The sequence below is a fragment of the Flagellimonas crocea genome (assembly GCF_033441595.1).
In the GTDB taxonomy this organism is placed as follows: Bacteria; Bacteroidota; Bacteroidia; order Flavobacteriales; family Flavobacteriaceae; genus Flagellimonas; species Flagellimonas crocea.
The window spans coordinates 495018-519960 of sequence record NZ_JAUZVX010000002.1; the positions used below are offsets into that span (position 1 = coordinate 495018).

General features: G+C 42.2%; 22 protein-coding genes and 1 riboswitch. Of the genes, 19 read left to right on the plus strand and 3 right to left on the minus strand.

The genetic code is table 11. The features are described from left to right. The first annotated feature begins 4 nt into the window (after window positions 1-4). The 7 genes from SD449_RS07400 to SD449_RS07430 all read left to right on the plus strand — a co-directional run bounded on the left by SD449_RS07400 (window position 5) and on the right by SD449_RS07430 (window position 8947). Window positions 5-766, plus strand: coding sequence for an SDR family NAD(P)-dependent oxidoreductase (locus SD449_RS07400; RefSeq protein WP_318309669.1), 762 nt, complete (start codon window positions 5-7; stop codon window positions 764-766). A 142-nt stretch (window positions 767-908) separates the two neighbouring features. Continuing rightward, a riboswitch (SAM riboswitch) is annotated at window positions 909-1029 on the plus strand. A gap of 94 nt (window positions 1030-1123) precedes the next feature. Continuing rightward, window positions 1124-2125: a homocysteine S-methyltransferase family protein gene (locus SD449_RS07405; protein WP_318309670.1), complete on the plus strand. Its 1002-nt coding sequence runs from the start codon at window positions 1124-1126 to the stop codon at window positions 2123-2125. 9 nt (window positions 2126-2134) lie between these two features. Continuing rightward, window positions 2135-4891 carry a methionine synthase gene (gene metH / locus SD449_RS07410; RefSeq protein ID WP_318309671.1) on the plus strand — a complete coding sequence of 919 codons (2757 nt, stop codon included), beginning with the start codon at window positions 2135-2137 and terminating at the stop codon, window positions 4889-4891. Window positions 4892-4894: 3 nt separating this feature from the next. Then, complete coding sequence (gene metF / locus SD449_RS07415) at window positions 4895-5848, plus strand: methylenetetrahydrofolate reductase [NAD(P)H] (RefSeq protein ID WP_318309672.1); 954 nt, start codon at window positions 4895-4897, stop codon at window positions 5846-5848. A 19-nt stretch (window positions 5849-5867) separates the two neighbouring features. Then, window positions 5868-6968 (plus strand): acyloxyacyl hydrolase, encoded by a 1101-nt coding sequence (locus SD449_RS07420; RefSeq protein WP_318309675.1) that lies wholly within the window; start codon window positions 5868-5870, stop codon window positions 6966-6968. Between the two features lie 14 nt (window positions 6969-6982). Further along, the gene (locus tag SD449_RS07425) at window positions 6983-7786 is read left to right on the plus strand and encodes a head GIN domain-containing protein (protein WP_318309676.1); all 804 of its coding nucleotides are present in this window, start codon (window positions 6983-6985) and stop codon (window positions 7784-7786) included. Window positions 7787-7933: 147 nt separating this feature from the next. Then, the gene (locus SD449_RS07430; RefSeq protein WP_318309677.1) at window positions 7934-8947 is read left to right on the plus strand and encodes a serine hydrolase domain-containing protein; all 1014 of its coding nucleotides are present in this window, start codon (window positions 7934-7936) and stop codon (window positions 8945-8947) included. Here the strand turns inward: SD449_RS07430 and SD449_RS07435 are convergent. Continuing rightward, window positions 8944-10392 carry a pyridoxal phosphate-dependent decarboxylase family protein gene (locus tag SD449_RS07435; protein WP_318309678.1) on the minus strand — a complete coding sequence of 483 codons (1449 nt, stop codon included), beginning with the start codon at window positions 10390-10392 and terminating at the stop codon, window positions 8944-8946. The genes SD449_RS07430 and SD449_RS07435 overlap by 4 nt on opposite strands. A 92-nt stretch (window positions 10393-10484) precedes the next feature. Beyond that, entirely contained in the window at window positions 10485-11384 is a 900-nt protein-coding gene (gldA, locus tag SD449_RS07440; protein ID WP_225603510.1) for a gliding motility-associated ABC transporter ATP-binding subunit GldA, read from the minus strand. A 376-nt stretch (window positions 11385-11760) separates the two neighbouring features. On the opposite strand from gldA, the gene SD449_RS07445 reads away from it, so the two are divergent. The 5 genes from SD449_RS07445 to SD449_RS07465 all read left to right on the plus strand — a co-directional run bounded on the left by SD449_RS07445 (window position 11761) and on the right by SD449_RS07465 (window position 16493). Beyond that, the gene (locus SD449_RS07445) at window positions 11761-12591 is read left to right on the plus strand and encodes a prephenate dehydratase (protein WP_318309680.1); all 831 of its coding nucleotides are present in this window, start codon (window positions 11761-11763) and stop codon (window positions 12589-12591) included. Next, a complete protein-coding gene (locus SD449_RS07450) occupies window positions 12588-13730 on the plus strand; it encodes a pyridoxal phosphate-dependent aminotransferase (RefSeq protein ID WP_318309682.1) in 1143 nt (380 codons plus the stop codon). Before SD449_RS07445 ends, SD449_RS07450 begins: the two co-directional genes overlap by 4 nt. A gap of 3 nt (window positions 13731-13733) precedes the next feature. Then, window positions 13734-14594 (plus strand): prephenate dehydrogenase, encoded by an 861-nt coding sequence (locus SD449_RS07455; protein WP_318309683.1) that lies wholly within the window; start codon window positions 13734-13736, stop codon window positions 14592-14594. An 8-nt stretch (window positions 14595-14602) separates the two neighbouring features. Next, window positions 14603-15685 carry a bifunctional 3-deoxy-7-phosphoheptulonate synthase/chorismate mutase type II gene (locus SD449_RS07460; protein WP_318309685.1) on the plus strand — a complete coding sequence of 361 codons (1083 nt, stop codon included), beginning with the start codon at window positions 14603-14605 and terminating at the stop codon, window positions 15683-15685. A 133-nt stretch (window positions 15686-15818) separates the two neighbouring features. Continuing rightward, window positions 15819-16493, plus strand: a complete 675-nt coding sequence (locus SD449_RS07465; RefSeq protein WP_318309687.1) for a head GIN domain-containing protein — start codon at window positions 15819-15821, stop codon at window positions 16491-16493. A gap of 68 nt (window positions 16494-16561) precedes the next feature. Here the strand turns inward: SD449_RS07465 and SD449_RS07470 are convergent, their stop codons facing one another. Continuing rightward, complete coding sequence (locus tag SD449_RS07470) at window positions 16562-17002, minus strand: hypothetical protein (RefSeq protein ID WP_318309688.1); 441 nt, start codon at window positions 17000-17002, stop codon at window positions 16562-16564. A 95-nt stretch (window positions 17003-17097) separates the two neighbouring features. Here SD449_RS07470 and rsgA point away from each other — a divergent pair, with 95 nt between their 5' ends. From rsgA to rlmN, 7 genes are all read left to right on the plus strand, one after another. Beyond that, window positions 17098-18036, plus strand: coding sequence for a ribosome small subunit-dependent GTPase A (gene rsgA / locus SD449_RS07475; protein WP_318309689.1), 939 nt, complete (start codon window positions 17098-17100; stop codon window positions 18034-18036). Then, a complete protein-coding gene (dtd, locus tag SD449_RS07480) occupies window positions 18037-18489 on the plus strand; it encodes a D-aminoacyl-tRNA deacylase (protein WP_318309690.1) in 453 nt (150 codons plus the stop codon). Between the two features lie 195 nt (window positions 18490-18684). Beyond that, entirely contained in the window at window positions 18685-20709 is a 2025-nt protein-coding gene (locus tag SD449_RS07485) for a transglutaminase-like domain-containing protein (protein ID WP_318309691.1), read from the plus strand. A gap of 98 nt (window positions 20710-20807) precedes the next feature. Continuing rightward, complete coding sequence (locus tag SD449_RS07490; protein WP_318309692.1) at window positions 20808-21134, plus strand: nucleotide pyrophosphohydrolase; 327 nt, start codon at window positions 20808-20810, stop codon at window positions 21132-21134. A gap of 70 nt (window positions 21135-21204) precedes the next feature. Continuing rightward, window positions 21205-22434, plus strand: a complete 1230-nt coding sequence (locus tag SD449_RS07495) for a 3-phosphoshikimate 1-carboxyvinyltransferase (RefSeq protein WP_318309693.1) — start codon at window positions 21205-21207, stop codon at window positions 22432-22434. A gap of 87 nt (window positions 22435-22521) precedes the next feature. Further along, window positions 22522-23571, plus strand: a complete 1050-nt coding sequence (gene queA / locus SD449_RS07500) for a tRNA preQ1(34) S-adenosylmethionine ribosyltransferase-isomerase QueA (RefSeq protein WP_318309694.1) — start codon at window positions 22522-22524, stop codon at window positions 23569-23571. A 197-nt stretch (window positions 23572-23768) separates the two neighbouring features. Beyond that, window positions 23769-24812 carry a 23S rRNA (adenine(2503)-C(2))-methyltransferase RlmN gene (rlmN, locus tag SD449_RS07505; protein ID WP_318309695.1) on the plus strand — a complete coding sequence of 348 codons (1044 nt, stop codon included), beginning with the start codon at window positions 23769-23771 and terminating at the stop codon, window positions 24810-24812. Window positions 24813-24943 lie beyond the last annotated feature (131 nt).

Below are 24943 nucleotides of genomic sequence, written 5' to 3' on the forward strand. Positions count from 1 at the left end.
TAACATGAGCACAGCAAAAATAGCATTGATTACAGGTGGAAGCCGTGGACTTGGAGAGAATATGGCCATCAACATGGCCCAAAAAGGATTGAACATCCTATTGACTTACCAAAGTAATAAAGAAGAAGCGGACAAAACAGTGAGAGAAGTTGAAAAGCTTGGTCAAAAAGCCTATGCATTACAACTGGATGTAGCCAAAAACAAAACTTTTGATGCCTTTGTGGATGAGGTCAAAAATGTGCTTAAATCCCATTTTGATGCTACAACATTGGATTATTTGGTCAACAATGCTGGTATCGGGATCAATTCACCCATTACCGAGACCACGGAACAGGATTTTGATACTTTGGTGAACATTCACTTTAAAGGTACGTTCTTCCTCACGCAGAAACTTCTCCCAATCATGGCAGATGGTGGAGGCATAGTGAACATTTCAAGTGGATTGGCCCGCTTTTCGTTTCCAGGATATTCCGTGTATGGTTCAATGAAAGCAGCAATTGAAACGCTGACACGATATCAGGCCAAAGAACTGGGTTCACGCCAAATAAGGTCCAATGTTGTCGCACCAGGTGCCATTGAAACCGATTTTGGTGGCGGAACCAACAAAAACGATGAAGATAAAAGAACCGCAATTGCCAATTTTACTGCTCTTGGAAGAGTGGGTATCCCAAGTGATATAGGTGGGGTAGTAGCATTTCTTTGCACTGACGATGCCAAATGGGTAAATGCCCAACGCATTGAAGTTTCTGGAGGAATGATGGTATAAGAACATAACAGAACATTGAAGAAAACGGGTTGAGCGATCAATCCGTTTTTTTATTGTTGTATTTCTAAAAATTCAAGGGCATTTTTTGCTTTTCGTTTACGAGTGCCGTTTCTTTGCAGTTCAGTTCATTAATAAATTGAAAGTGTTATCAAGAAAGGTGGAGGGATTGGACCCTGCGAAGCCTTAGCAACCCTCGACCTCGAGAAGGTGCTACATTCTACCCTTGTCCTGAAACAGTATCGGGAAGGTACGGAGCATAATCCTGCCAAAGGGGAAGGATAACGTATAGAATACTTCGCAGTATCTTCCAAACATTTCTTGATATCGTTACATCCTTTTTTGAAGGGAAATTGTACTATGGAAAATATTGAAGACATATTGAAGAAACGGATTTTGGTGCTGGATGGAGCCATGGGCACCATGCTGCAGCGCTATAAATTCCAAGAAGCGGATTTTAGGGGGGAGCGATTCAAAGATTGGCCAAGTGACCTGCAAGGAAACAACGATTTGTTGTCCTTGACACAGCCAGAAGCTGTTAAGGAAATCCATCGAAAATTCTTGGAAGCAGGGGCCGATATTATTGAAACCAATACATTTTCGGGTACCACCATTGCCATGGCAGACTATGACATGGAAGAATTGGTATACGAACTGAATTACGAATCCGCCAAGATTGCAAAGCAAGTGGCCGAAGAATTCACGAAAAAGAACCCAAGCAAACCAAGGTTTGTGGCGGGAAGCATTGGTCCCACCAATAAAACCGCCAGTATGTCCCCAGATGTGAACGATCCTGGATTTAGGGCCATTTCTTTTGATGAACTCCGTATCGCATATAAACAACAGATTGAGGCCCTGCTCGATGGTGGAGCTGATATTTTATTGGTAGAGACCATTTTTGATACGCTGAACGCCAAAGCGGCACTTTTTGCAATTGAAGAAGTGAAGGAAGATAGAAATATAGAAGTACCCGTAATGGTCAGCGGAACCATTACCGATGCTTCGGGAAGAACACTGTCGGGTCAAACAGCAGAAGCCTTTTTGATATCCATATCGCATATCCCGATTTTATCCGTGGGATTCAACTGTGCATTGGGTGCCAAGCAATTGGTTCCCCATTTGGAAGTAGTTTCGGCAAAATCAGAATTCGCCATTTCGGCCCACCCAAATGCGGGATTGCCCAATGCCTTTGGCGAGTATGACGAAACCCCAGCTCAAATGGCAGCACAGATTAAGGAATATGTAGAAAAAGGATTGGTAAATATTGTAGGGGGTTGTTGCGGAACCACTCCAGAGCATATCAAGGCCATCGCCGATATCGTAAAGGATTATCAACCAAGAAAACTTCTGACCACAGCATAGTTTAAGTTTATGGCAACGAAAAACGAACAACGATACTTAAAACTGAGTGGCCTCGAGCCTTTGGTCGTTACCCCCGAAAGTAATTTCATCAATGTGGGGGAACGCACCAATGTGGCAGGTTCCAAACGGTTTCTTAGACTGATCAAGGAAGAAAAGTTCGATGAGGCGCTCGATATTGCCCGTGAACAAGTGGAAGGTGGCGCCCAGATCATAGACATCAATATGGACGATGGTCTGATAGATGGCAAGGAAGCCATGGTCAGGTTTCTCAATTTGATTGTCTCCGAACCCGATATTGCCCGAGTACCCATCATGATCGATAGTTCCAAATGGGAAATTATTGAGGCAGGACTTCAAGTGGTGCAAGGAAAATGTGTGGTAAACTCTATCAGCCTAAAAGAAGGAAAGGAAGAGTTTGTGCGCCATGCCAAGTTGATTAAACGCTATGGTGCCGCCGTTATCGTCATGGCCTTCGACGAGGTGGGCCAAGCGGATACTTACGAACGTCGTATCGAAATTGCGAAACGTTCCTACGATATTTTGGTAGAGGAGGTGGACTTTCCACCAGAAGATATCATTTTTGACCTGAATATTTTTCCCGTTGCTACGGGAATGGACGAGCACAGGAACAATGCCATCGATTTTATCGAAGGAACGCGCTGGGTGCGCGAAAATTTGCCCTATTGTAGTGTAAGTGGCGGAGTGAGCAATGTTTCGTTCTCTTTCAGGGGAAACAATCCAGTGCGGGAAGCCATCAATTCTGCTTTTTTGTTCCACGCCATAAAAGCTGGAATGAATATGGGCATCGTGAACCCAACTATGTTGGAGGTTTACGATGATATCCCCAAAGATTTGTTGGAACATGTAGAAGACGTGTTGCTCAATAGGCGCGAAGATGCCACCGAACGCCTTTTGGAATTTGCCGAGACCGTGGTGGGCAAGGAAAGGGAAAGTAAGGTAGACCTCTCTTGGCGCGAGGAGCCACTCCAAGACCGTATAACACGGGCCTTGGTCAAAGGGATTGACCAATATATTATAGAAGATGTGGAAGAAGCCCGTCAAAAGGCCGCAAAACCTTTGGAAGTAATCGAGGGCAACCTAATGGCAGGCATGAATGTGGTCGGGGATTTGTTCGGAAGTGGGAAAATGTTCCTGCCACAGGTGGTGAAGTCCGCCCGAGTAATGAAAAAGGCAGTGGCCTATCTTACGCCATATATTGAAGCAGCAAAGGATGAAAAGTCCAAACCAGCTGGTAAAATATTAATGGCGACGGTAAAAGGAGATGTCCACGATATTGGAAAGAATATTGTGAGCGTTGTCCTGGCCTGCAACAATTATCAGATTGTGGATATGGGCGTGATGGTACCACCAGAAAAAATCATCAACAAGGCCAAGGAAGAAAAAGTGGATATCATCGGTTTGAGCGGATTGATTACCCCTTCTTTGGATGAAATGGTGTTTTTGGCCAAGGAAATGGAGCGTCAAAACTTCGATGTACCCCTATTGATAGGTGGTGCGACGACCAGTAAGGCGCACACCGCGGTTAAAATAGACCCTCAGTACAGTCAGGCGGTTGTACACGTGAACGATGCCTCTAGGGCCGTAACCGTAGTGGGCGATTTGCTTCAGGATGAGACTTCTACCAAGTATAAAAAGGACATCAAGCTGGACTATGAAAGTTTCAGGGAGAAATTTTTAAAGCGTGGAAAGCAAAAGGAGTATTTGACCTTGGAGGAAGCCCGAAAGAACAAATTGCAAATCGATTGGAATCCATCGGACATCAAAAAACCGAACCAGTTGGGCATAGAGGTTTGGGATGATTTTGACCTGACCCAATTGGAGGAATTCATCGATTGGTCGCCGTTCTTCCGAAGTTGGGACCTGCACGGTAAGTATCCCGATATTTTGACGGATGAGGTCGTCGGGGAACAGGCCAAGGAGCTTTTCAAGGATGCCAAAGTACTTTTAAAGCGTATTTTGGATGAAAGATTATTGAAAGCCAAGGCCATTTTCGGACTGTTTCCTGCCAATCAGGTGGGTGAAGATGATATTGAAGTGCACTTGTCACCTCGAGCGCAGTCGAGAGGTGGTGAGGATGTTGACGGTACTTCAGATTTCTCGACTGCGCTCGAAATGACAGAGGAGACAAAAACCTTCATTTTTAGGACCCTACGCCAACAATTGAAAAAACGCGAAGGGGTGCCCAATATCGCTTTGGCTGATTTTATTGCGCCAAAAGATTCAGGAATTCAGGATTATATCGGCTGTTTTTGTGTAAGCACGGGATTTGGTACGCAGGAATTGGCCGCCGAGTTCGAGAAGAACCACGATGATTACAATTCCATTATGATCAAAGCCTTGGCGGATAGGTTTGCGGAGGCTTTTGCCGAATATCTCCACAAAGAGGTACGAACCAAATACTGGGGTTATGCCGTTGATGAGGATTTGGACAACACTGAACTGATTAAGGAAAAATATCGTGGAATCCGACCTGCTCCTGGTTATCCCGCGTGCCCCGACCATTTGGAAAAATTGACCATTTGGGAAATGATGGACGTTGAGGACAATATAGGGGTGAAATTGACCGAAAGTTTGGCCATGTGGCCTGCCGCAAGTGTAAGTGGATACTATTTTGGTCACCCCGAAACCAAGTATTTTGGATTGGGAAAAATAGAACAGGACCAAGTACAGGATTTTGCCGAAAGAAAAAACATGAAACTAGAGGAAGCCCAAAAGTGGCTAGCACCTAATATTGTAGATGAATAACCGATGAAAATTACCGATCACATAAAAAAAGCAAACGGGGAAACGCTTTTCAGTTTTGAAATTGTGCCGCCCGTAAAGGGGAAAAGTATTCAAGAACTCTATAATAACATAGACCCTTTAATGGAGTTCAAACCTCCTTTTATTGATGTGACCACTTCAAGAGAGGAATACGTTTACAAAGAAAAAGATGGGCTGTTGGACAAAAAATTGACCCGTACCCGTCCTGGGACCTTGGGCATTTGCGCATCATTAAAACACAAATATGATGTGGATACCGTCCCCCATGTGCTTTGTGGCGGATTTACCAAAGAGGAGACCGAGTATCTTTTGGTGGATTGCCAGTATCTGGAAATAGAAAATGTTATGGCCCTTCGCGGTGATGCCCGAAAAGAGGAGAAATATTTTACTCCCACCAAAGGTGGGCATCAATATGCTACGGATTTGGTGAAACAGATCCAAGATATCAACGAGGGCAATTATCTGCACGATACCATTGAGTCGAGCGATTTGAGCAGTTTTTGTATCGGTGTGGCAGGCTATCCAGAAAAGCATATGGAGGCCCCATCCTTGCAATCCGACCTAAAACGGTTGAAACAAAAAGTGGATTTGGGAGCCGACTACGTGGTGACCCAGATGTTTTTTGACAATCAAAAATTCTTTGCCTTTGTGAAAGCTGCCCGCGAAATGGGAATCAATGTGCCGATAATTCCTGGGATAAAACCGATAGCTGTTAAAAGACACCTCCAGGTGTTGCCACATGTTTTCAGTATAGATCTTCCCGAGGATTTGATCAATGCGGTCGAGGCATGTAAGGATAACCAAGCTGTACGTCAAGTTGGCGTGGAATGGGCCATTCAGCAGTCCAGGGAATTAAGGGAAGCAGGCGTGCCAGTGCTCCATTATTATTCCATGGGCAAATCAGATAATGTGAAGGCCATTGCCAAGGAACTTTTTTAATTTCCTACTTTAGTGCCCCATGAGGTACCTACTTAGCCTAGTGTTGTTTTCAATTTCGTACTTTGGGATTTCCCAAACCAACGAAGTGCCCAAAAAATACGTTTTGGACGTAACCCAGTTCTATGGCTCCATCCTTTTGCACAATCCCGACATTTCCCACTTGATCACCAATCATCCAGGAGGCATTATTTTAGGGGTGAGCCGAAAAACGTACGGGCATAAGGAATGGGAAGCCGATTTTGGTTATCCCGATACGGGTTTCACTTTTGCTTATCAAAACACCAATAATGCTACCCTCGGAGAACATTTTGGGTTGTATGGTCACTATAACTTCTATCTTCTGAAAAGAAATGTACAGTTGCGGGTGGCACAGGGGTTGGCGTACAATACCAATCCGTATGATAAGGAAGAAAATTTTAGGAACAACGCCTACGGAAGCCATATTTTGAGCAGCACCCTATTGATGCTGAATTACCACAAAGAGAATATTGTGGCAGGATTGGGCGTGCATGCGGGGTTATCCTTTATTCACTATTCCAATGCCAATTTTAAGGCGCCCAATACATCCACCAATACGTTTGCATTCAATTTGGGTCTGAACTATACCTTGGATAGCGATACTAGCTACGAATATTTAAAACCGAAATCGACGGGGGAAATTACAGAACCAATTCGATATAATTTGGTATTGCGTGGTGGTGCCAACGAAAGCGACGTCATCAATATGGGGAGATATGGATTTGCCATTGTTTCTGCATATGCCGATAAGCGTCTGGGCAAACGTAGTGCCATTCAATTGGGCACCGATGTTTTCTTTTCCAACTTTTTGAAAGAATTGATTCGATATCAATCCATCGCTTTTCCCGAATTGGACGTTGCTCCTGATACCGATTACAAACGGGTAGGGGTATTTTTGGGCCACGAACTTTTTGTGAACAAAATGAGCGTGGTGGCACAATTGGGATATTATGTGTATTACCCTTTTGATTTTGAAGGAAGAATGTACAATCGGATCGGGATGAAACGTTATTTTGGCAATAAGATATTTGGGGCTGTGACCTTAAAATCACATGGGGCTAAGGCGGAAGCTGTTGAATTTGGAATAGGGGTAAGATTATAGTATTAAGATTTTAGATGCTAGTATTGAGAAAATTTTATAAGAAAGTAGTTGTCACCTCGAGCGCAGTCGAGAGGTACCTTACGTTGGCTATTTCTCTAATTCTGATTTCCTGCAATGGTGATAATGTTCCCGATTGTTTCCAAAATGCTGGTGATACAGTAAGGCGACCAGTTGATGTTTCTGAATTTAACACGGTCACGGTTTTTGAAAACCTGAAGGTGGTCTTGAAACAGGGTGATGAACAACAGGTGGAAGTGGAAACAGGGGAATATCTTTTGAACGATGTTTCTGCGGTAGTGGAGGATAACCGTCTTGTGCTACGTAATGAAAACAGTTGCAACTTTGTTCGGGATTACGGTTTGACCACCGTATACATTACTTCACCTAACATTACTGAAATCCGAAGCGGCACGGGATTATTGATTTCCAGTGATGGTATTTTGGAATATCCAAGTTTGAATTTGATAGCGGAAAGCTTCAACAATCCTGAGACGGAAACCACGGATGGTTCTTTTGATTTAAGCCTGAATTCAACTACGGTAAGGATTGTTGTGAATGGGATAGCCTATTTCAAACTACGGGGCAGTGCAGAAAACTTTAATGTAAATGTTGCGGCTGGTGATTCCAGAATTGAGGCTGAAGCACTGGTTTCAGAAAATGTGACGATAAACCACAGAGGTTCCAACGATGTTTTTGTAAATCCGCAGCAACGATTGAGCGGGGTTGTTCGTGGAACGGGAAATGTGATCAGTGTAAATACCCCTCCCGAAGTGGATGTTGAAGAATTGTTCACGGGCAGGTTGATTTTTCAGGACTGATTCACGCCCAAAACAATGACGTTATTCCTCATCAACTTTAATAATTCTCGCTAATTTCGGGGTTCAAATCTAATTTTGGTAAATCTTCTCGCACATATCAAAAATCTATTTTCTCCGTTTCCCAAGGTCGAATCAATCGAGGGCCAAATGGGATTGGAAAGGGCGAATACACTTTTTCAAAATCTGGTAGCGGAGAAAAAAGTGCCAGGTCTGGCCGTTACGGTATTAGAGAATGGTAAAAAAGTGCTTCAAAAAGGGTATGGTTTTGCTCATATTGATAAAAGAATCAAGGTCCATCCGAAGCATACGATTTTCCGAATCGCGAGTATTTCCAAATGCATCACAGGATTGGCCTTAGGCAAAATGGTTGAGGATGGTATGTTGGATTTGGATGAATCCTTCTACGCCTATGTGCCTTACTACCCTAAAAAGAAATATGATTTCACGCTTCGGCAATTGGCAAGTCACACTGCTGGCATTCGAGGATACCGAGGTAAGGAATACGCTCTGAATCACGATTACTCTATCAAAGATGGAATCAGAATTTTTAAAGACGACCCTTTGTTTTTTGAACCTGGCACAAGCTATCTCTATAATAGTTTTGATTTTGTATTGCTGTCCTTGGCCATGCAGGAAGCTTGCGGTATGTCATTTGAGGAATATGTAAAAGAGAATATTTTGATGCCCTTGGGATTGAAAAATACCTTTTCTCCAGAAGATTTCGATGCGGGCTCGAGCGCAATCCGCAACAAAATCCAATTCTACACTAAAAGGACTGTATGCTTTGCTGAAGCCGTTGAAGTAAACAATACCTACAAATTGGCAGGGGGAGGCTATTTGTCCACCTGCGACGATGTTGCCCAACTGGGGCAGGCGATTTTGGGGCGAAAATTACTGAAAAGCGAAACCTATGAGCAGTTGCTTGCCTCTCAAATTGTAAATGGTAAACCTACACACTACGGTCTTGGCTTTCAGGTGAGCCAAGATGCAAACGGCAGGAAGTTTGTTGGGCATGTGGGTAACAGTGTGGGAGCGTACACCAATCTTTTTATATATCCCGAACAGGAAAAAGTGGTTGCCGTTCTAATTAATTGCACGGACCCCAAAGTTCAACCGATTTTGGATGAGGCTATCGATGCTTTTTTTGAGAATCCAATTTAGACTTGACTAGCCAATTGTTCCTCAATCTCCTCCGCATACTTTTTACAAAGGTCAAAAGTTTCGGTTACATCTTTCATGGTTGTTCTTGGGTTGATGAGGCACATTCGGAGAACAATCTGCCCGTTTAAAATAGTGGTAACGAGCATGGCTTTTCGCGAATCCATTATCTTCCCAGAAATGTATTGGTTGATTTTGTCCAATTCCTTTTCAGAGTATTTTTTGTTGATGGGGTTGTACCTAAAATTAATGACCGCCAAAGTGGCTGGGAAAACCACTTCCCAACTTTTGCTGCCACGAAGCATCGTTTCCACTTCTTCTGCAAGGTCGATATTATACGTGATGGCATCTCGGAACTCCTTTAAACCAAAAGTTTTTAGGGACATATAAAACTTCAATGCCCGAAACCTTCGGGTCAGCTGAATGCCATGATCATAAAAGTTGATTTCAGAAGTATTCCCTTCGATATCTCTTAAATATTCGGGCTTCTCCGTAAATGTATTACTCAGGTTTTTGTGATTTCTCACCAAGAGACACCCCATTTCGTACGGTTGGAAAAACCATTTGTGCGGATCAACTGTAAGGGAATCGGCTTTTTCAATGCCTTTCATGGCTTGCTTGCCCTTTTGGGACAAGATGGCTGCTCCGCCGTAGGCACCATCAATATGGAACCAGATATCTTCTTTCTTGCAAATTTTACCCAGTTCCACCAATGGGTCTACGGTTCCTGTATTGGTTGTTCCTGCGGTGGCAATCAAACAGAACGGATAAAGGCCTTCCAATCGGTCTTTGGCAATACAGTTCTTCAATTTGTTTACGGAAAACTTGAGTTCGCTGTCAGTAGGAATAATTCTGATTTGTTCTTTTTTAAATCCCAATACTCGAATGGCCTTGATGTTGGAAGAATGCGCTTGATCGGATAGATAGATAACGGCCTTGGAAAAATCGTCCCCGCATTTTATTCTTCTTGCAGTGACTACGGCGGTTAGGTTGGCCATAGAACCTCCACTGGTAAAAATGCCCCCTCCTTTTTTCTTTGGGAAGCCAAAAATTTTCAACAACCACTGAATGGTTACGATTTCGAGTTCTGCAGCGGCTGGACTTGCAGCCCATCCACCAGAAAAGATGTTGTATCCCGTGGCCAGAGCATCGGCCATTACACTGACATAATTACTCGGCCCAGGTACAAACGAAAACGACCTCGGGTGGGCCATATTGGCGCTATTGGTCATTACCTTATCCAGAACAAAATTGAGCACCTGGCTTGGGTCGGAACCTTTTTCTGGGGCCTCCTCCAAGAACAAGGAATCCATTTCTTCTCTTGAACCAAGAGCTACGGGCAATTTTTCGTGTTGGGTGGCATGGTGTTCCACAATGGCATCAATGATTTGATATCCATAGCTTTTCATTTCTTCTTTGGAGAGTTCCAATCTGGCGTTGCTCTTCATGATGAGGTGCTTTATCTTCTGAAGTGCAAAAATACCATAAATGTTATGGTTTTACAGGGGAATGGGGAAGGAGTTTCCCGTGGGTGAAAAATCTAGGCCTTTGAAGTAAGCTCGGTAAAAAGGCTTTCCAGGTTTCTGTTCTTTCTACTTAATTGAAGCGTCTTTAGTTTGTTATCGTGGGCAAAATCAAAAACAACGGGTCTCATATCTTTAGAAGTGCTAAAAGTGATTTCATATACGAATCCACCTGTATTTTTTACGGTAGAAACATTGGGCATTTGCTGCAATAATTGCTCTTCTACACGATAATCGAATTCCACCTCGATGATTTGTTCCTCTGCTTCACGGAGTTCTTCCAGTTTTTTATCGGCCACCAGCTCTCCTTTGTTAATGATGATCACTCGGTCGCAGACAGCCTCGACTTCCTTCATAATATGTGTGGAAAGCAAAATGGTCTTCTCTTTTGCGATTTCTCGTATCAGTTTCCGTATCTCGATCAATTGGTTGGGGTCGAGTCCCGTGGTGGGCTCATCAAGTATCAAAACTTCTGGGTCGTGCAACAGGGCAGCGGCTAGCCCAACGCGCTGACGGTATCCTTTGGACAACTGTCCGATTTTTTTGTGGCACTCGGGAGACAAACCCGTTTGTTCGATTACATCATTTATTTTGGATTTGTCCACTTTGTAGACATCGGCATTAAAGGCCAAGTATTCCTTAACGTACATTTCCAAATATAGCGGATTGTGCTCTGGAAGGTATCCGATGCTTTTCTGAACATCTTTTTGAGCTTGTAAAACATCGAACCCGTTTACGGTTGCTTTACCCTCATCCGCCTTGTAATAAGTGGTCAAAATCCGCATCATGGTAGATTTGCCAGCGCCATTGGGTCCTAAAAAACCGACCACCTCCCCTTTGTTGATGGTAAAGGAAACATTGTTCAATGCCTTCTGGGAGCCAAAGTTCTTTGTGATGTTCTGTACAGTGATGGACATTCAAAATGGATTTAATCATTCCAAAAATACACTTTTACTCGTTCTAATCCTTGGTTTCAAAAAACAAGGATTTGGTAAAATGATTCTTTTGAGAAATCTCAAAAAGGCAAGAATTCTTAAAAAACCATGGTTTCTATAAAATTATACGCAGCAAAAATGCAGTTTTTGAAAAAAATCAAAAAAAATTTAGGAATGTCTGTGTGTTTCCAACCGAATACCTAAATTAGCCGACAATTAACAACGAGATGACAAACACGTATTTCTGGAACCGTTTTTATTTTTACTTCTTTTTTGGGAGAGAAGCGGGACTATTATAGATACGTTTAAAGTATAACCAATTTATAAAGTCCCGATACATCGGGGCTTTTTTTTTGCAATGGAATTAAAAGTTGCCATACAAGGAATAAAAGGGTCCAACCACCACCAAGTGGCCAAGGATTTTTTTGGTGAGGACATAGAACTGTTGGAATGCAGTTCTTTCGATGCTGTTGTGGACAGTTTGATGCACGGAATCTCCGATAAAGGAATCATGGCCATTGAAAACTCGATAGCGGGTTCCATTATTCCCAATTACAATTTGGTTTACCACAACAATATTCACATTATCGGAGAACACTATCTGAGTATTCACCACAACCTTATGGTTTTAAAAGGGAGAAGCTTTGAAGATATTGAAGAAGTTCATTCCCATCCGATGGCGTTGTTGCAATGCAAGGAGTTTTTTAAGGCGCATCCACAAATCAAATTGGTAGAAAGTGCGGATACTGCGGAGACCGCCAAAAGAATCAAAGAAGGTAAGTTGGCTAATATTGGTGCAATTGCTCCAAGAATGGCTGCAGAATTGTATGATTTGGATATTATTGCTACTGAAATCCAGACCATTGAGAATAATGCCACACGATTTATCATTCTAAAAAAGCAGAACAAGGTGCTTCCGGAAGAAGAAATCAACAAGGCGTCGTTAAGGTTTATAACCGATCATAAAAGAGGGAGTTTGGCCACGGTACTGAATGTGATGAGTGATTGCAATATGAACCTGACCAAGATTCAGTCCTTGCCCGTGATCGAGACTCCTTGGAAGTATGCCTTCTTTGTAGATGTTACATTTGATAGTTATGAGCACTTTGCCAAGACAAAATCGTTGTTGCAGATCATGGCAGAGGATTTCAGGGTCTTGGGCGAATACAAAAATGCATTGTTGCAATGATTACAGCAAATCGATTAAATAGCGTACAGGAATACTATTTCTCCAAAAAATTAAGAGAGGTCAGGGGATTGATGGCCCAAGGCAAACCAATTATCAATATGGGAATTGGCAGCCCCGATCTTGCGCCATCGCCACAGGTGTTGGCAACCCTTCGGGACTCCATCATCGATGCCGGTGCCCATCAGTACCAGAGTTATCAGGGATTGCCGCAACTTCGGGAAGCCATAGCCGATTTCTATGTTCAAAAGTTTAATGTATCGGTCGACCCCGAAGCGGAAATTTTGCCACTTATGGGCTCCAAGGAGGGCATTATGCACATTAGCATGGCATTTTTAAATGAAGAGGATGAGGTATTGCTGCCCAATCCTGGGTACCCTACCTACGCATCTGTAACCAACTTGGTGGGGGGAAAACCTGTTACGTATGACTTGAAAGCTGAGAATGGGTGGTTTCCAGATTTGGAGGAACTGTCCAAAAAAGATCTGTCCAAAGTAAAGTTGATGTGGGTAAGCTACCCCCACATGCCAACAGGGGCAACGGCGACCACAGAGCAGTTGGAATCATTGGTAGATTTCGCCAAGAAGAACGATATCCTTTTGGTGAACGATAATCCATACAGTTTTGTCCTTTCCAATAACCCAACCAGTATTTTGTCCATTGAAGGAGCCAAGGATTGCACATTGGAGCTCAACAGCTTGAGCAAGACCTTTAATATGGCAGGTTGGCGTGTAGGGATGGTGCTTGGCAGTGCAGAACATATCAACGCGGTACTGAAAGTAAAGAGTAACATGGATTCCGGAATGTTCTACGGTATTCAAAAAGGAGCGGTGGCCGCATTGCAAAGTGGCCCGGAATGGTTCGAAGCATTGGATAAGGTGTATGCTACACGACGAGAGTTGATGTTCCAATTGGCGGATAAATTGGGATGCACTTATGATAAAAATGCCGTGGGCATGTTTGTTTGGTGCAAATTGCAGGAGGGAGCAGACACATCCGAAGCATTTATTGATAAGGTACTATACGATAAGGATATTTTTATTGCCCCCGGGACCATATTCGGTAGCAATGGAGAAGGCTATATTCGGTTTTCCCTTTGTGTGAAGGAAGAAAAAATCAAAGAAGCCATAGAAAGATTTTAGATTATGAAAGTAGTCATCATAGGTGTTGGATTGATTGGCGGTTCTTTTGCCAAGGATGTAAAAAAGTTGCATCCGGAAGCGGAAATTATCGGCGTGGACAAAAGTGATGCCCATTTGGACGAGGCATTGCAACTTCAAATTATAGATGCGAAGGGCAACTATGAAAGTTTGGCAACGGCTGATATGGTCTATGTGAGCATCCCTGTGAATGTTTTGGTGACCGAACTATCAAAAATTTTGGAAGCTGCCGGGGAAGAAACCGTGGTGATGGATGCGGGTTCTACGAAACGCCTGATCTGCGACCAAGTTGCCGATCATCCCAAGAGAAGGAATTTTATGGCCTGTCACCCGATTGCAGGTACCGAGTTTTCAGGGCCCACCGCGGCATTGGAAGGACTGTATGCCGGCAAGACCATGATTATATGTGAAGTGGAAAAAACGGCCTTTAAGCTTCAGGAAAAAGCCTTGGCGATTTTTCAGGAAATTGGCATGCGAATTCGGTACATGAATCCGGAAGCGCATGATAAACATATCGCTTACGTATCACATTTGTCACACATAAGCTCTTTTATGTTGGGAAAAACGGTTATTGAGAAAGAGAAAAATGAGCGTGATATTTTTGACATGGCGGGAAGTGGTTTTGAGAGCACCGTTCGTTTGGCGAAAAGCTCTCCGGATATGTGGACGCCAATTTTTGAACAGAACAAGGACAATGTGGTGGAGACATTGGAAGAATATATCCAGAACCTGACCACCTTCAAACAATTGATCATAGACAACGATTTTGAAAATGTCCACCTAGAAATGAGTAATACCAATAAAATAAAACAAATACTAAAAGGAATACCACTTACAAAAAAATAGAGAGTAATATGGAAAACAAAAAGGAAATGAGGAAATGGTTGGATGACATGAATTTGGGTCATCCCTTGGTAATTGCAGGTCCATGTAGTGCCGAAACCGAAGATCAGGTGCTGAAGATAGCGCATGAACTAAAAGATACCGATGTAAATTACTACCGCGCTGGAATCTGGAAACCAAGAACTCGTCCTGGAAATTTTGAGGGAGTAGGGGCCATTGGATTGAAGTGGTTGCAAAAAGTTAAGGAAGAAACTGGCCTAAAAACCGCTACCGAGGTGGCCAATAGGGCACACGTTGATTTGGCCTTGGAATACGATGTAGATCTATTATGGATTGGAGCACGTTCTACCGTAAGTCCATTTATTATCCAAGAAATTGCCGATGCCTTGGAGGGTACCGATAAAATTGTATTGGTAAAAAATCCTGTGAACCCAGACCTTTCGTTGTGGTTGGGCGCCGTGGAACGCTTGTACTCCGCCAACATCCAAAAATTGGGAGTCATCCATAGAGGTTTCTCCACCTATGAAAAAACGAAGTACAGAAACATTCCGGAATGGCAATTGGCCATCGAGTTGCAAACCAAGTTTCCTGATCTTCCTATCATTAATGATCCTAGCCACATTACTGGTAAACGTGATATGATTTTTGATGTATCCCAAACCGCTCTTGACTTGAATTTTGATGGTTTGATGATCGAAACACATTACGATCCGGACAATGCTTGGAGTGATGCTGCACAGCAAGTAACCCCAAAAACATTGGTTCAGATTATGAAAGATCTTCGAATTAGAAAGGAAACGGATGAAGAAGCCGAATACAACAGCAAGTTGACCAACCTTAGGGCACAGATTGATGTGCTGGACAATCAATTGATTGATTTGCTTGGAAAAAGGATGAAAGTTTCCGATGGTATCGGTGAATTGAAAAAACAAAAGAACGTTGCTGTACTTCAGAGTAATCGATGGAACGCCATTTTGGGCAACATGATCTTGGAAGGAGAGCAAAGAGGCTTGAGCGAGGAATTTATCCTGAAAATGTTCAAGGCCATCCACCAAGAATCCATCAACCACCAAGAAAAAATAATCAACGCGTAACAAGATTTTTTAATCTGGTTTTAAAAGGACTATTTGCAGTTTCACTATTTTGGAGCTGTAAATAGTCCTTTTTTTGTTCAAACTGTAACAAATGACAAAAACCTTCATCTTTCAAAAGTAAAAACACTCTATCATGAAAAAAATATACACACTTAGTCTTCTTTTACTTCCCTTGGTCATGTTTTCCCAGCGAATTATTGACAAGAATGTGGGGGATTTTAACGAAATCAAGGTTTTTGACCTTATCGAGGTCAATTTGATCCAATCCGATGAGAACAAGATACTGATCAAAGGTTGGAACGTGGACGACATCAAATGGACCAATAAAAATGGCGTGTTGAAACTTCGAATGCAATTGGACAAAAAATTCCAGGGAGAGGATACCATGATCGAAGTCTATTACACTAATTTGGATGTTATAGATGGTAACGAAGGTGCCCAAATTACCTGTAATGAAATGGTGCAGAAAAGCAGAATTGAGGTAAGAGCGCAGGAAGGATCTATGATCCGTATCGGAATGGACGTGGATTATGCGGACATAAGGGCCGTTACCGGCGGAATCGTCGAGGCCTCAGGTCTGGCAAAGAACCAGACTGTTGTGATCAATACTGGGGGTATTTTTGAAGGAAGGGAATTAAGAACTGCCACAACCGATATTAAAATATCTGCCGGGGGTGAAGCCGATGTGTTCGCTTCGGAACTTGTGGATATCAATGTAAGGGCAGGTGGTGATGTGTACGTATACGGAAATCCGCAAACCGTGCATAAAAGAACCTTTGTTGGAGGCAGGATCTACATCAAAGATTAATGAAGCTTGTTGCCATAAAAAAGCCCTCCAAAAAAGAGGGCTTTTTTGTTTTGTGAGTTGGGATAAATTTACTTTTTAAAGATGTATCGGGTAATAAAAATCCCTTGCCCGTCACCTTTTCCGCCTTCACTTTCAACACCACTTACCACAAATGCCAGTTCCCATCCATTGGAAACCATATCGTTGATCATGGAAGTGATCACGGCATCATTGGCCGCGATGTTCTGAAAACGGATACCACCAATGTTGTAAAAGTTCAAAAGTTTGGTTTCTTCAAAATTCTTTACACGGATTTCACTCCTGTCAGCTTTGTTCCTGCTATTGTCATCTTCCGTCTGAACGCTGGTGAACTCCTTGTAGTCCTTGTCTTCCAGAGCGTTGATAATCCTTGATCTTCCAAGACCATTGGGAACAATGGATTCCACACTGGTAATAACTTTAAACTGTTGTGCGCTCATGGCAGCCGTTGCAACGAGAGTGACCACTGCGGTCAAAATGATTTTTTTCATAATAGATTAAGTTAATGATTGTTAAAAACGTTAACAAAGATATAGGACGGTAAAGAAGGATTGTTGTTACTTTGCAATCAAAATATAAACAAAAATTGGACGGAACTGTTTATAAATCAACTGGGAGCTGGTATACCGTGAAATCCACGGAAGGGGAGTTTTATGAATGCCGCATAAAAGGAAAGTTCCGTACCCAAGGAATAAAGAGCACCAACCCGGTGGCAGTTGGCGATCACGTAAAATTTGACTTGGAGACCATTGGGGACGAGACCGTTGGGATAATCCATGAGATAGGCGAACGCAAAAACTATATTGTCCGTAAGTCCGTAAAACTGTCCAAGCAGACCCATATCATCGCTTCCAATCTAGATCGTGTCTTTCTTTTGGTCACCTTGAACAACCCGCCAACATTCACCAGTTTTATCGATCGCTTTTTGGTTACGGCAGAAGCTTACGAAATCCCGGTTGTGCTTCTTTTCAACAAGATGGACGTTTACTCGGAAGAAGAGAAATTGGAAGTCGATTATTTGATTCACTTATATACCAAAATTGGTTACCAATGCTTTCCCATAGAAGCAAAGCAGGGAAAAAACGTGGACAAAGTAAAGGAGTTGATGATTGGGAACACCTGCATGTTTGCCGGTCACTCCGGAGTCGGAAAATCGACCCTTGTCAACGCGTTAAATCCCGGTTTAGAGTTGAAGACAGCCGAAATTTCAGAACAACATATGCAGGGACAGCATACCACAACGTTTGCTGAGATGTACGACCTTACATTCGATGCACGCATCATTGATACCCCGGGCATTAAGGGCTTTGGTATCGTGGACATGGATAAATATGAAATCGGGGATTACTTCCCGGAGTTTTTTGCCTTGAAATCAGAATGCAAATTCAATAATTGCCTGCATTTGGACGAGCCACATTGTGCGGTAAAAGAGGCGTTGGAAAACGATGAGATAGGAGCCAGCCGTTACCGGAGTTATGTTCAAATGTTAACGGGCGAGGAAGATAATCCATACAGGGAAAGATAGATGAGAACCGTATTACAAAGAGTTTTAAGGGCAAGTGTTACCGTGGAAGGGGAGTTGATATCCTCCATTGGACAAGGACTTTTGGTCTTGTTGGGCATTGAAGATGCGGATTCCGTGGAGGACATTGAATGGTTGACCAATAAAATTGTAAATCTCCGCATTTTTAATGATGAAAATGATATGATGAACCGCTCCTTGTTGGATGTGGATGGTGAAATTATTGTGGTGAGTCAGTTTACCTTGCATGCACAGACCAAAAAGGGCAATCGCCCCTCTTACATAAAGGCTGCCAAACCTGATATAGCGATACCCCTCTACGAGGAATTTGTTCAGAGAATGGAACAAAGACTTGGAAAGAAGGTGGGTACTGGGGTTTTTGGCGCGGATATGAAAGTAGAGCTACTGAATGATGGTCCAGTAACGATTACTATTGACACAAAAAACAAAGAATAATTAAGTTTTGTGGAAATCAATTTACTTTTTTGTAAGAAATTTGGTATTTTTCATATTCAACCGAATCATTTTTTCACAAACTACTACGCGTTATATTTAATACAATATGTCTTTCTTTAATATTTTAAATAGTGATTTGTATATTAAAAGTTGAAATAAAATTGAGATGATCGCTAAACCAAAAATCTATTGAATATGTCCTTTAGAAGCATATGGATATTAAGTGTTTTTGTTTCGGTTATACTGGCTCTTCAAGTAGTAAATGCCAAAGAGATAGAGTTCGGAAAAGTATCCAAAGAGGAAGTGTTGGCTGATCAGCATACATATTATCCAGAGGCAAATGCAGCAATCCTCTATAAAAGTGACTTGGTACACTTTGATTTTCATGATGAAAGCGGTTGGCGAATTGTTAGGGAAGTTTTTCTTAGGATAAAAATTTATAATAAGGAAGGACTAAACTGGGCATCGCTGCAAACATCTCTTTTAACAAATAACGATTATAACCAGAATATTTCCGAAATCAAAGGATTTACTTTTAATAGCCTACATGGAAATATAGTTAAGACCAAACTAAAAGATGAAGGTGTTTTTAGAGAAAAAGTAAACGATGATCAAGAAAAGGTGTCCATTACAATGCCAGATGTAAAGGAAGGGAGTGTTCTGGACATTGGATATAAAATACAATCATCGGCATTTTGGAATATTGATGAGTTTTGGCTTCAATTTGATATTCCAGTAGACTTTGCTTTAGTGCAATTAAAGATTCCAGAGTACTTTATCTATAAACAATACAACAGGGGTTATTATCCTATTGAGCTTGAGCAATCTCAGGAAAATAGGTCAATTAAGGTAACTCCCCAGACTTATGATTTTAAACGGCCAGTAAATGTTACAATAGGAAAGGAAACTTTAAACTTTGTGGATAACATTTTTAGTTTCACGGCTTCAGGCCTTCCTGGTTTGGTCCCGGAGTATCAGGCTCTTGATATAAACGACCATAGATCTTCCATCAAATTTGAATTGACATCCACCAAGTTTCCTAACGAGCCGCATAAAAACTATACTTTAACATGGGAAGATGTGGCCAAATTGATCTATGAGTACGATGGCTTTGGAAAGGAATTGAATAGGAAAGACTACTTTGAAGATGACATCAAAAATGTAATTCTTGGTACAACAACGGAAATGAAAAGGGCCATGGCCATCTATAATTTTGTGAAGTCCAAAATGAATTGGGACTACAATTTTGGTATTTTGTGCAGCAGCAAGGGGATTGATCAAGCATATAATGAAGAAAAAGGAAATGTAGCCGATATCAATTTGATGCTTACAGCAATGTTCAGATATGCAGGGTTGAAAGCTGATCCAGTCTTGATTAGTTCCAGGACAAATGGAATCCCTCTTTCGCCCACCGAAGGCGCTTTTAATTATGTGATTTCAGGACTCCAATTGCAAAATGATTTAATACTCTTTGATGCGACCGAGAAACTTGGCTATCCCGACATCATTCCCTTGCGTGCAGTTAATTGGGTTGGAAGACTTATCCGTGAAAACGGTACAACCAGAGAGGTGATCCTTGAACCAAATAGGAAATCTTTAATTGTTGGATTTACTACTGTTGAACTTAAAGGGGACGGTTCTATTGTGGGGAAGTGCCGAAATCATATTACAGGATATTTTGCCCTCTATTCAAGAAAGAAAAATAGTGGGGGGCCAAAGGATTCATATCGTATTGAAATGGAAAAAAAATATCCTAGTCTGGAAATCTCGGATTTTGAGGTATTGAACCAGGATGATGCATCCAAACCATTGGTACAAATCTACAATTATATCAAAGAATCTGCTTTTGAGGAAATTGGCGGAAAGCTTAATTTCACTCCGCTTTTCCATCTAAGTTCGAAAAATAACCCATATAAAGCAGAGGAGAGAAATTTGCCAATCGATAAAATTTTCACCCAATCTTTCAAAAACACTGTCACGATTAAGATTCCAGATGGTTATTTCGTTGAGTCGACACCTGAGAACATGGTAGCAGTCTTACCTAAAAACATAGGAAGTTTTACATATGAGGTATGGGTTGAGGATGATATAATAAAAGTTAAATCAAAAATCGAATGGAACACCGCCGTGATTCCCCCAAATTATTATTCTAACTTAAAGGAGTTTCATAATCAGATAATTAAAAAAGGTTCTGAGCAGGTAGTTCTTGCAAAATTATAAATCCAGAATGGTCTGTTTAAAACTACTTTATTTTTTATAGGAGATATTTATAGCAGTTTACTTATTACTTTAGTAATGTTAATCAAAACCGGCACAAGGTGATAATAAAAGATGCACAAAAAGCAGTAGACGAATGGATAAAGAACCATGGGGTACGTTACTTTAACGAACTGACCAATATGGCTCAACTTACCGAAGAAGTAGGGGAAGTGGCCCGTATTATTGCCCGTCGTTATGGTGAACAGAGCGAAAAGGAATCCGATAAGGCCAAGGATCTGGGCGAAGAACTCGCCGATGTGGTTTTTGTGGTGCTTTGCTTGGCCAACCAAACAGGAATAGATCTTCAAGAAGCTTTTGATAAGAAATTGGACCTTAAGACCAAACGAGACCACGACCGTCATCAAAATAACAAAAAGCTGAAATAAAGTTGTCTGCCTAAAGGGACATTAGGCCTGTTTTTTCTAGTTTTGACAATTCATCCAATACCATACCGAATTGAGACTCCAAGTATCATCTCCCCGAGATAAAACAATACATAAAACGATTGCCATTACAGGTTCCAAAAGCGAAACCAATCGCTCACTTTTGTTACAGGCCCTTTTTCCTAATATTAAAATTGAGAATCTTTCCAATTCCGATGATGGCGAGGTAATGCAGAAAGGATTGGCCAAATCAATGGGAGAAGTGGATATCCATCATGCAGGTACCGCCATGCGTTTTTTGACGGCCTATTTTGCTTCGCAGGAAGGAAAACAAGTGATTTTGACAGGTTCTCAGCGAATGCAGGAGCGCCCCATAAAAGTATTGGTCGAAGCACTGCAATCACTCGGAGCGGATATTCAATATGAAAAGGAAGCGGGTTATCCGCCTCTAAAAATATCTGGAAAGAAACTAGAAAAAAGCAAAGTGTCGCTTCCAGCGAACATCAGTAGCCAATATATTTCCGCTTTGTTGTTGATAGCTCCCAGTTTGGAAAATGGTCTGGAATTGGAATTGGTCGGAAAGATAACATCTGTCCCCTACATCAAAATGACCTTGGCCCTTTTGGAACAAATCGGAATCAAAACTTCTTTTGAAGGGAATAACATCAAGGTTTTCCCTAAAACAGCTGTGGAGAATTCCACGTTGGTCGTGGAATCCGACTGGAGCTCGGCAAGTTATTTTTACAGCATCGCAGCGATGTGCGAAGAAGGCACAGAAATCCAATTGTCGTCCTACAAGAAGAATTCATTGCAGGGGGATAGTGTGTTGGCGGAAATCTACAAGGATTTTGGTGTGGAAACCACCTTTTCCAACAACATCATTCTTCTCAAAAAAACAGCAGGGGCGAGCTCAACCCATTTGGAATACGACCTTTCCAACGCGCCCGATATCGCGCAGACCATTGCTGTGACATGTCTTGGTTTGGGGATAGGATGTCATCTAACGGGATTGCATACGTTGCCCATCAAGGAAACCGACCGTTTGGCAGCATTGCAGACCGAACTGGGCAAGTTTGGGGCCACAGTGGATATCGATGCTGAAAGTTTGACTCTTAAAGCACAGTCAATTTTAAACACAGGAGTTGCCGTTGACACCTACAACGATCACAGAATGGCAATGGCCTTTGGCCCGTTGGCCCTAAAATCGGATTTTGTGGTGAACGACGCCGAAGTGGTCTCCAAATCCTACCCCGATTTTTGGAAAGACCTAAAAACACTCGGATTCGACATCCAAGAATTGTAAATGGCATTTAATCATCAAATTACTTGACATCCGCTATCGCGAGGTTGTATATTTGCCCTTCTTTAAAAAAATCGAAAAAAAGTCCAGATGAAATTATCAAACTTCAATTTTGAATTGCCTAAAGAGTTATTGGCAGAATATCCTGCGGAACACAGGGACGAATCCAAACTAATGGTGGTTCACCGTGACAGCGGAAAAATTGAACATAAAATGTTCAAAGACCTAGTTGATTACTTTAATGAAGATGATGTAATGGTCTTGAACAATACCAAAGTGTTTCCTGCACGACTTTTTGGGAACAAAGAAAAAACGGGAGCTAGAATCGAGGTCTTCTTATTGAGGGAACTCAACCAAGAGCAACGTCTTTGGGATGTGTTGGTAGATCCAGCAAGAAAAATCCGTATCGGTAACAAACTTTATTTTGGAGAAGATGAGAGTTTGGTGGCCGAAGTAATCGACAACACCACATCAAGAGGTAGAACGTTGCGTTTTCTTTACGATGGTTCCTATACCGATTTTAGAAGAAAACTAAGGGAATTGGGCGAAACGCCACTTCCTAAATACATTAAAAGAGAGGTAACCCCCGAAGATGAGGAACGTTACCAGACCATTTATGCCAAGCATGAAGGAGCCGTAGCTGCCCCAACTGCAGGATTGCACTTTTCCAAGCACTTGTTGAAGCGTTTGGAGATCAAAGGAATCAACTTTGCGGAAGTAACCCTTCACGTTGGTTTGGGAACCTTCAACCCTGTTGAGGTAGAGGATTTGTCCAAACACAAAATGGACAGCGAAGAGTTGGTGATCGACGAAAAGGCGACCGAAATTGTAAATACGGCCAAATCAAACAAAAGAAAGGTCTGTGCAGTGGGAACAACGGTTATGCGTGGATTGGAAAGTGCCGTATCTTCCGAACATACATTGAACACTTTTGAGGGGTGGACCAATAAGTTCATCTTTCCTCCATACGAGTTCAGTATTGCCAACTGTATGATTACGAACTTCCACTTGCCAAAATCAACTTTATTGATGATGGTCTCTGCATTTGCAGGTCACGATTTGATCAAAAAGGCATACAAGCAGGCCATTTTGGAAGGCTATCGCTTTTATTCCTACGGGGATGCGATGTTGATTCTATAAATTATTTTGGATTTATTCTTAGTGAAACTTTCGTCAACCTGAACTAGTTTCAGGTTCTCATAAAATAGTGATGAGATTCCGAAATAAATTCGGAATGACGCAATGAGGGTTTACCAAGTACAACAAGAAAACAATTTCATAAAAGAGAAATCCCGTTCGCTATTAGGCCAGCGGGATTTTTTCTTGCTTATCTTTAAATGGTGGAAATCAAAAAAAAGGACATACGAGCATTGACCAAGGAACAACTTCGCAACTTTTTTGTGGAGCAGGGTGACAAGGCATTCCGCGGAAACCAGGTATATGAATGGTTGTGGCAGAAATCTGCCCACGATTTTGATGCCATGACCAATATTTCCAAGGAGACCCGAAAAATGTTGGAGGACAACTTTGTCATCAATCATATTCGGGTAGACCAAATGCAGCGTAGCTCCGACGGAACCATAAAAAATGCGGTGCGCTTGCACGATGGATTGGTCGTGGAATCCGTTCTGATTCCCACCGAAACCCGAACGACAGCCTGTGTATCCAGTCAGGTTGGCTGTAGTTTGGACTGCAGATTTTGTGCGACCTCACGCTTGAAGCGAATGCGGAACCTGAATCCAGATGAGATTTATGATCAAGTCGTGGCCATTGACAACGAAAGCCGACTGTATTTTGACAGACCGTTGAGCAATATCGTCTTCATGGGCATGGGCGAACCATTGATGAACTACAACAACGTTCTCAAGGCCATCGATAAGATTACCTCTCCAGAAGGACTGGGAATGTCTCCCAAACGAATTGTAGTGTCGACTTCGGGAGTGCCCAAGATTATAAAAAAAATGGCCGATGAGGAAGTGAAGTTCGGTTTGGCCGTGTCCCTACATTCCGCTATTGATGAGGTACGTACATCGATCATGCCGTTTAATTCCACATTTCCTTTGAAAGATTTGCGCGAAGCCTTGGAATATTGGTACAGCAAAACCAAAAACAGGATTACCTACGAATACGTGGTTTGGAAAGGCATCAACGATACCCAGGAAGCCGCCGATGCTTTGGTGAAGTTCTGCAAGTTTGCACCATCAAAAGTCAATATCATCGAATACAACCCCATTGATGATGGCGAGTTTCAGCAGGCGCATAGCAGCGCAGTGGAGATGTACCAAAATACTTTGGAGCGAAATGGCATTACGGTGACCATACGTAGATCTCGCGGAAAGGATATTGACGCCGCTTGCGGACAGCTGGCGAATAAGAGTTGATCTTTTTAGGAGACAGGAGGCAGGGGTTATGTCAAATTAGTTTTTTTCTTAACCCTTAACCCTTAACCCTTAACCCTTAACCCTTAACCCTTAACCCTTAACCCTTAACCCTTAACCCTTAACCCTTAACC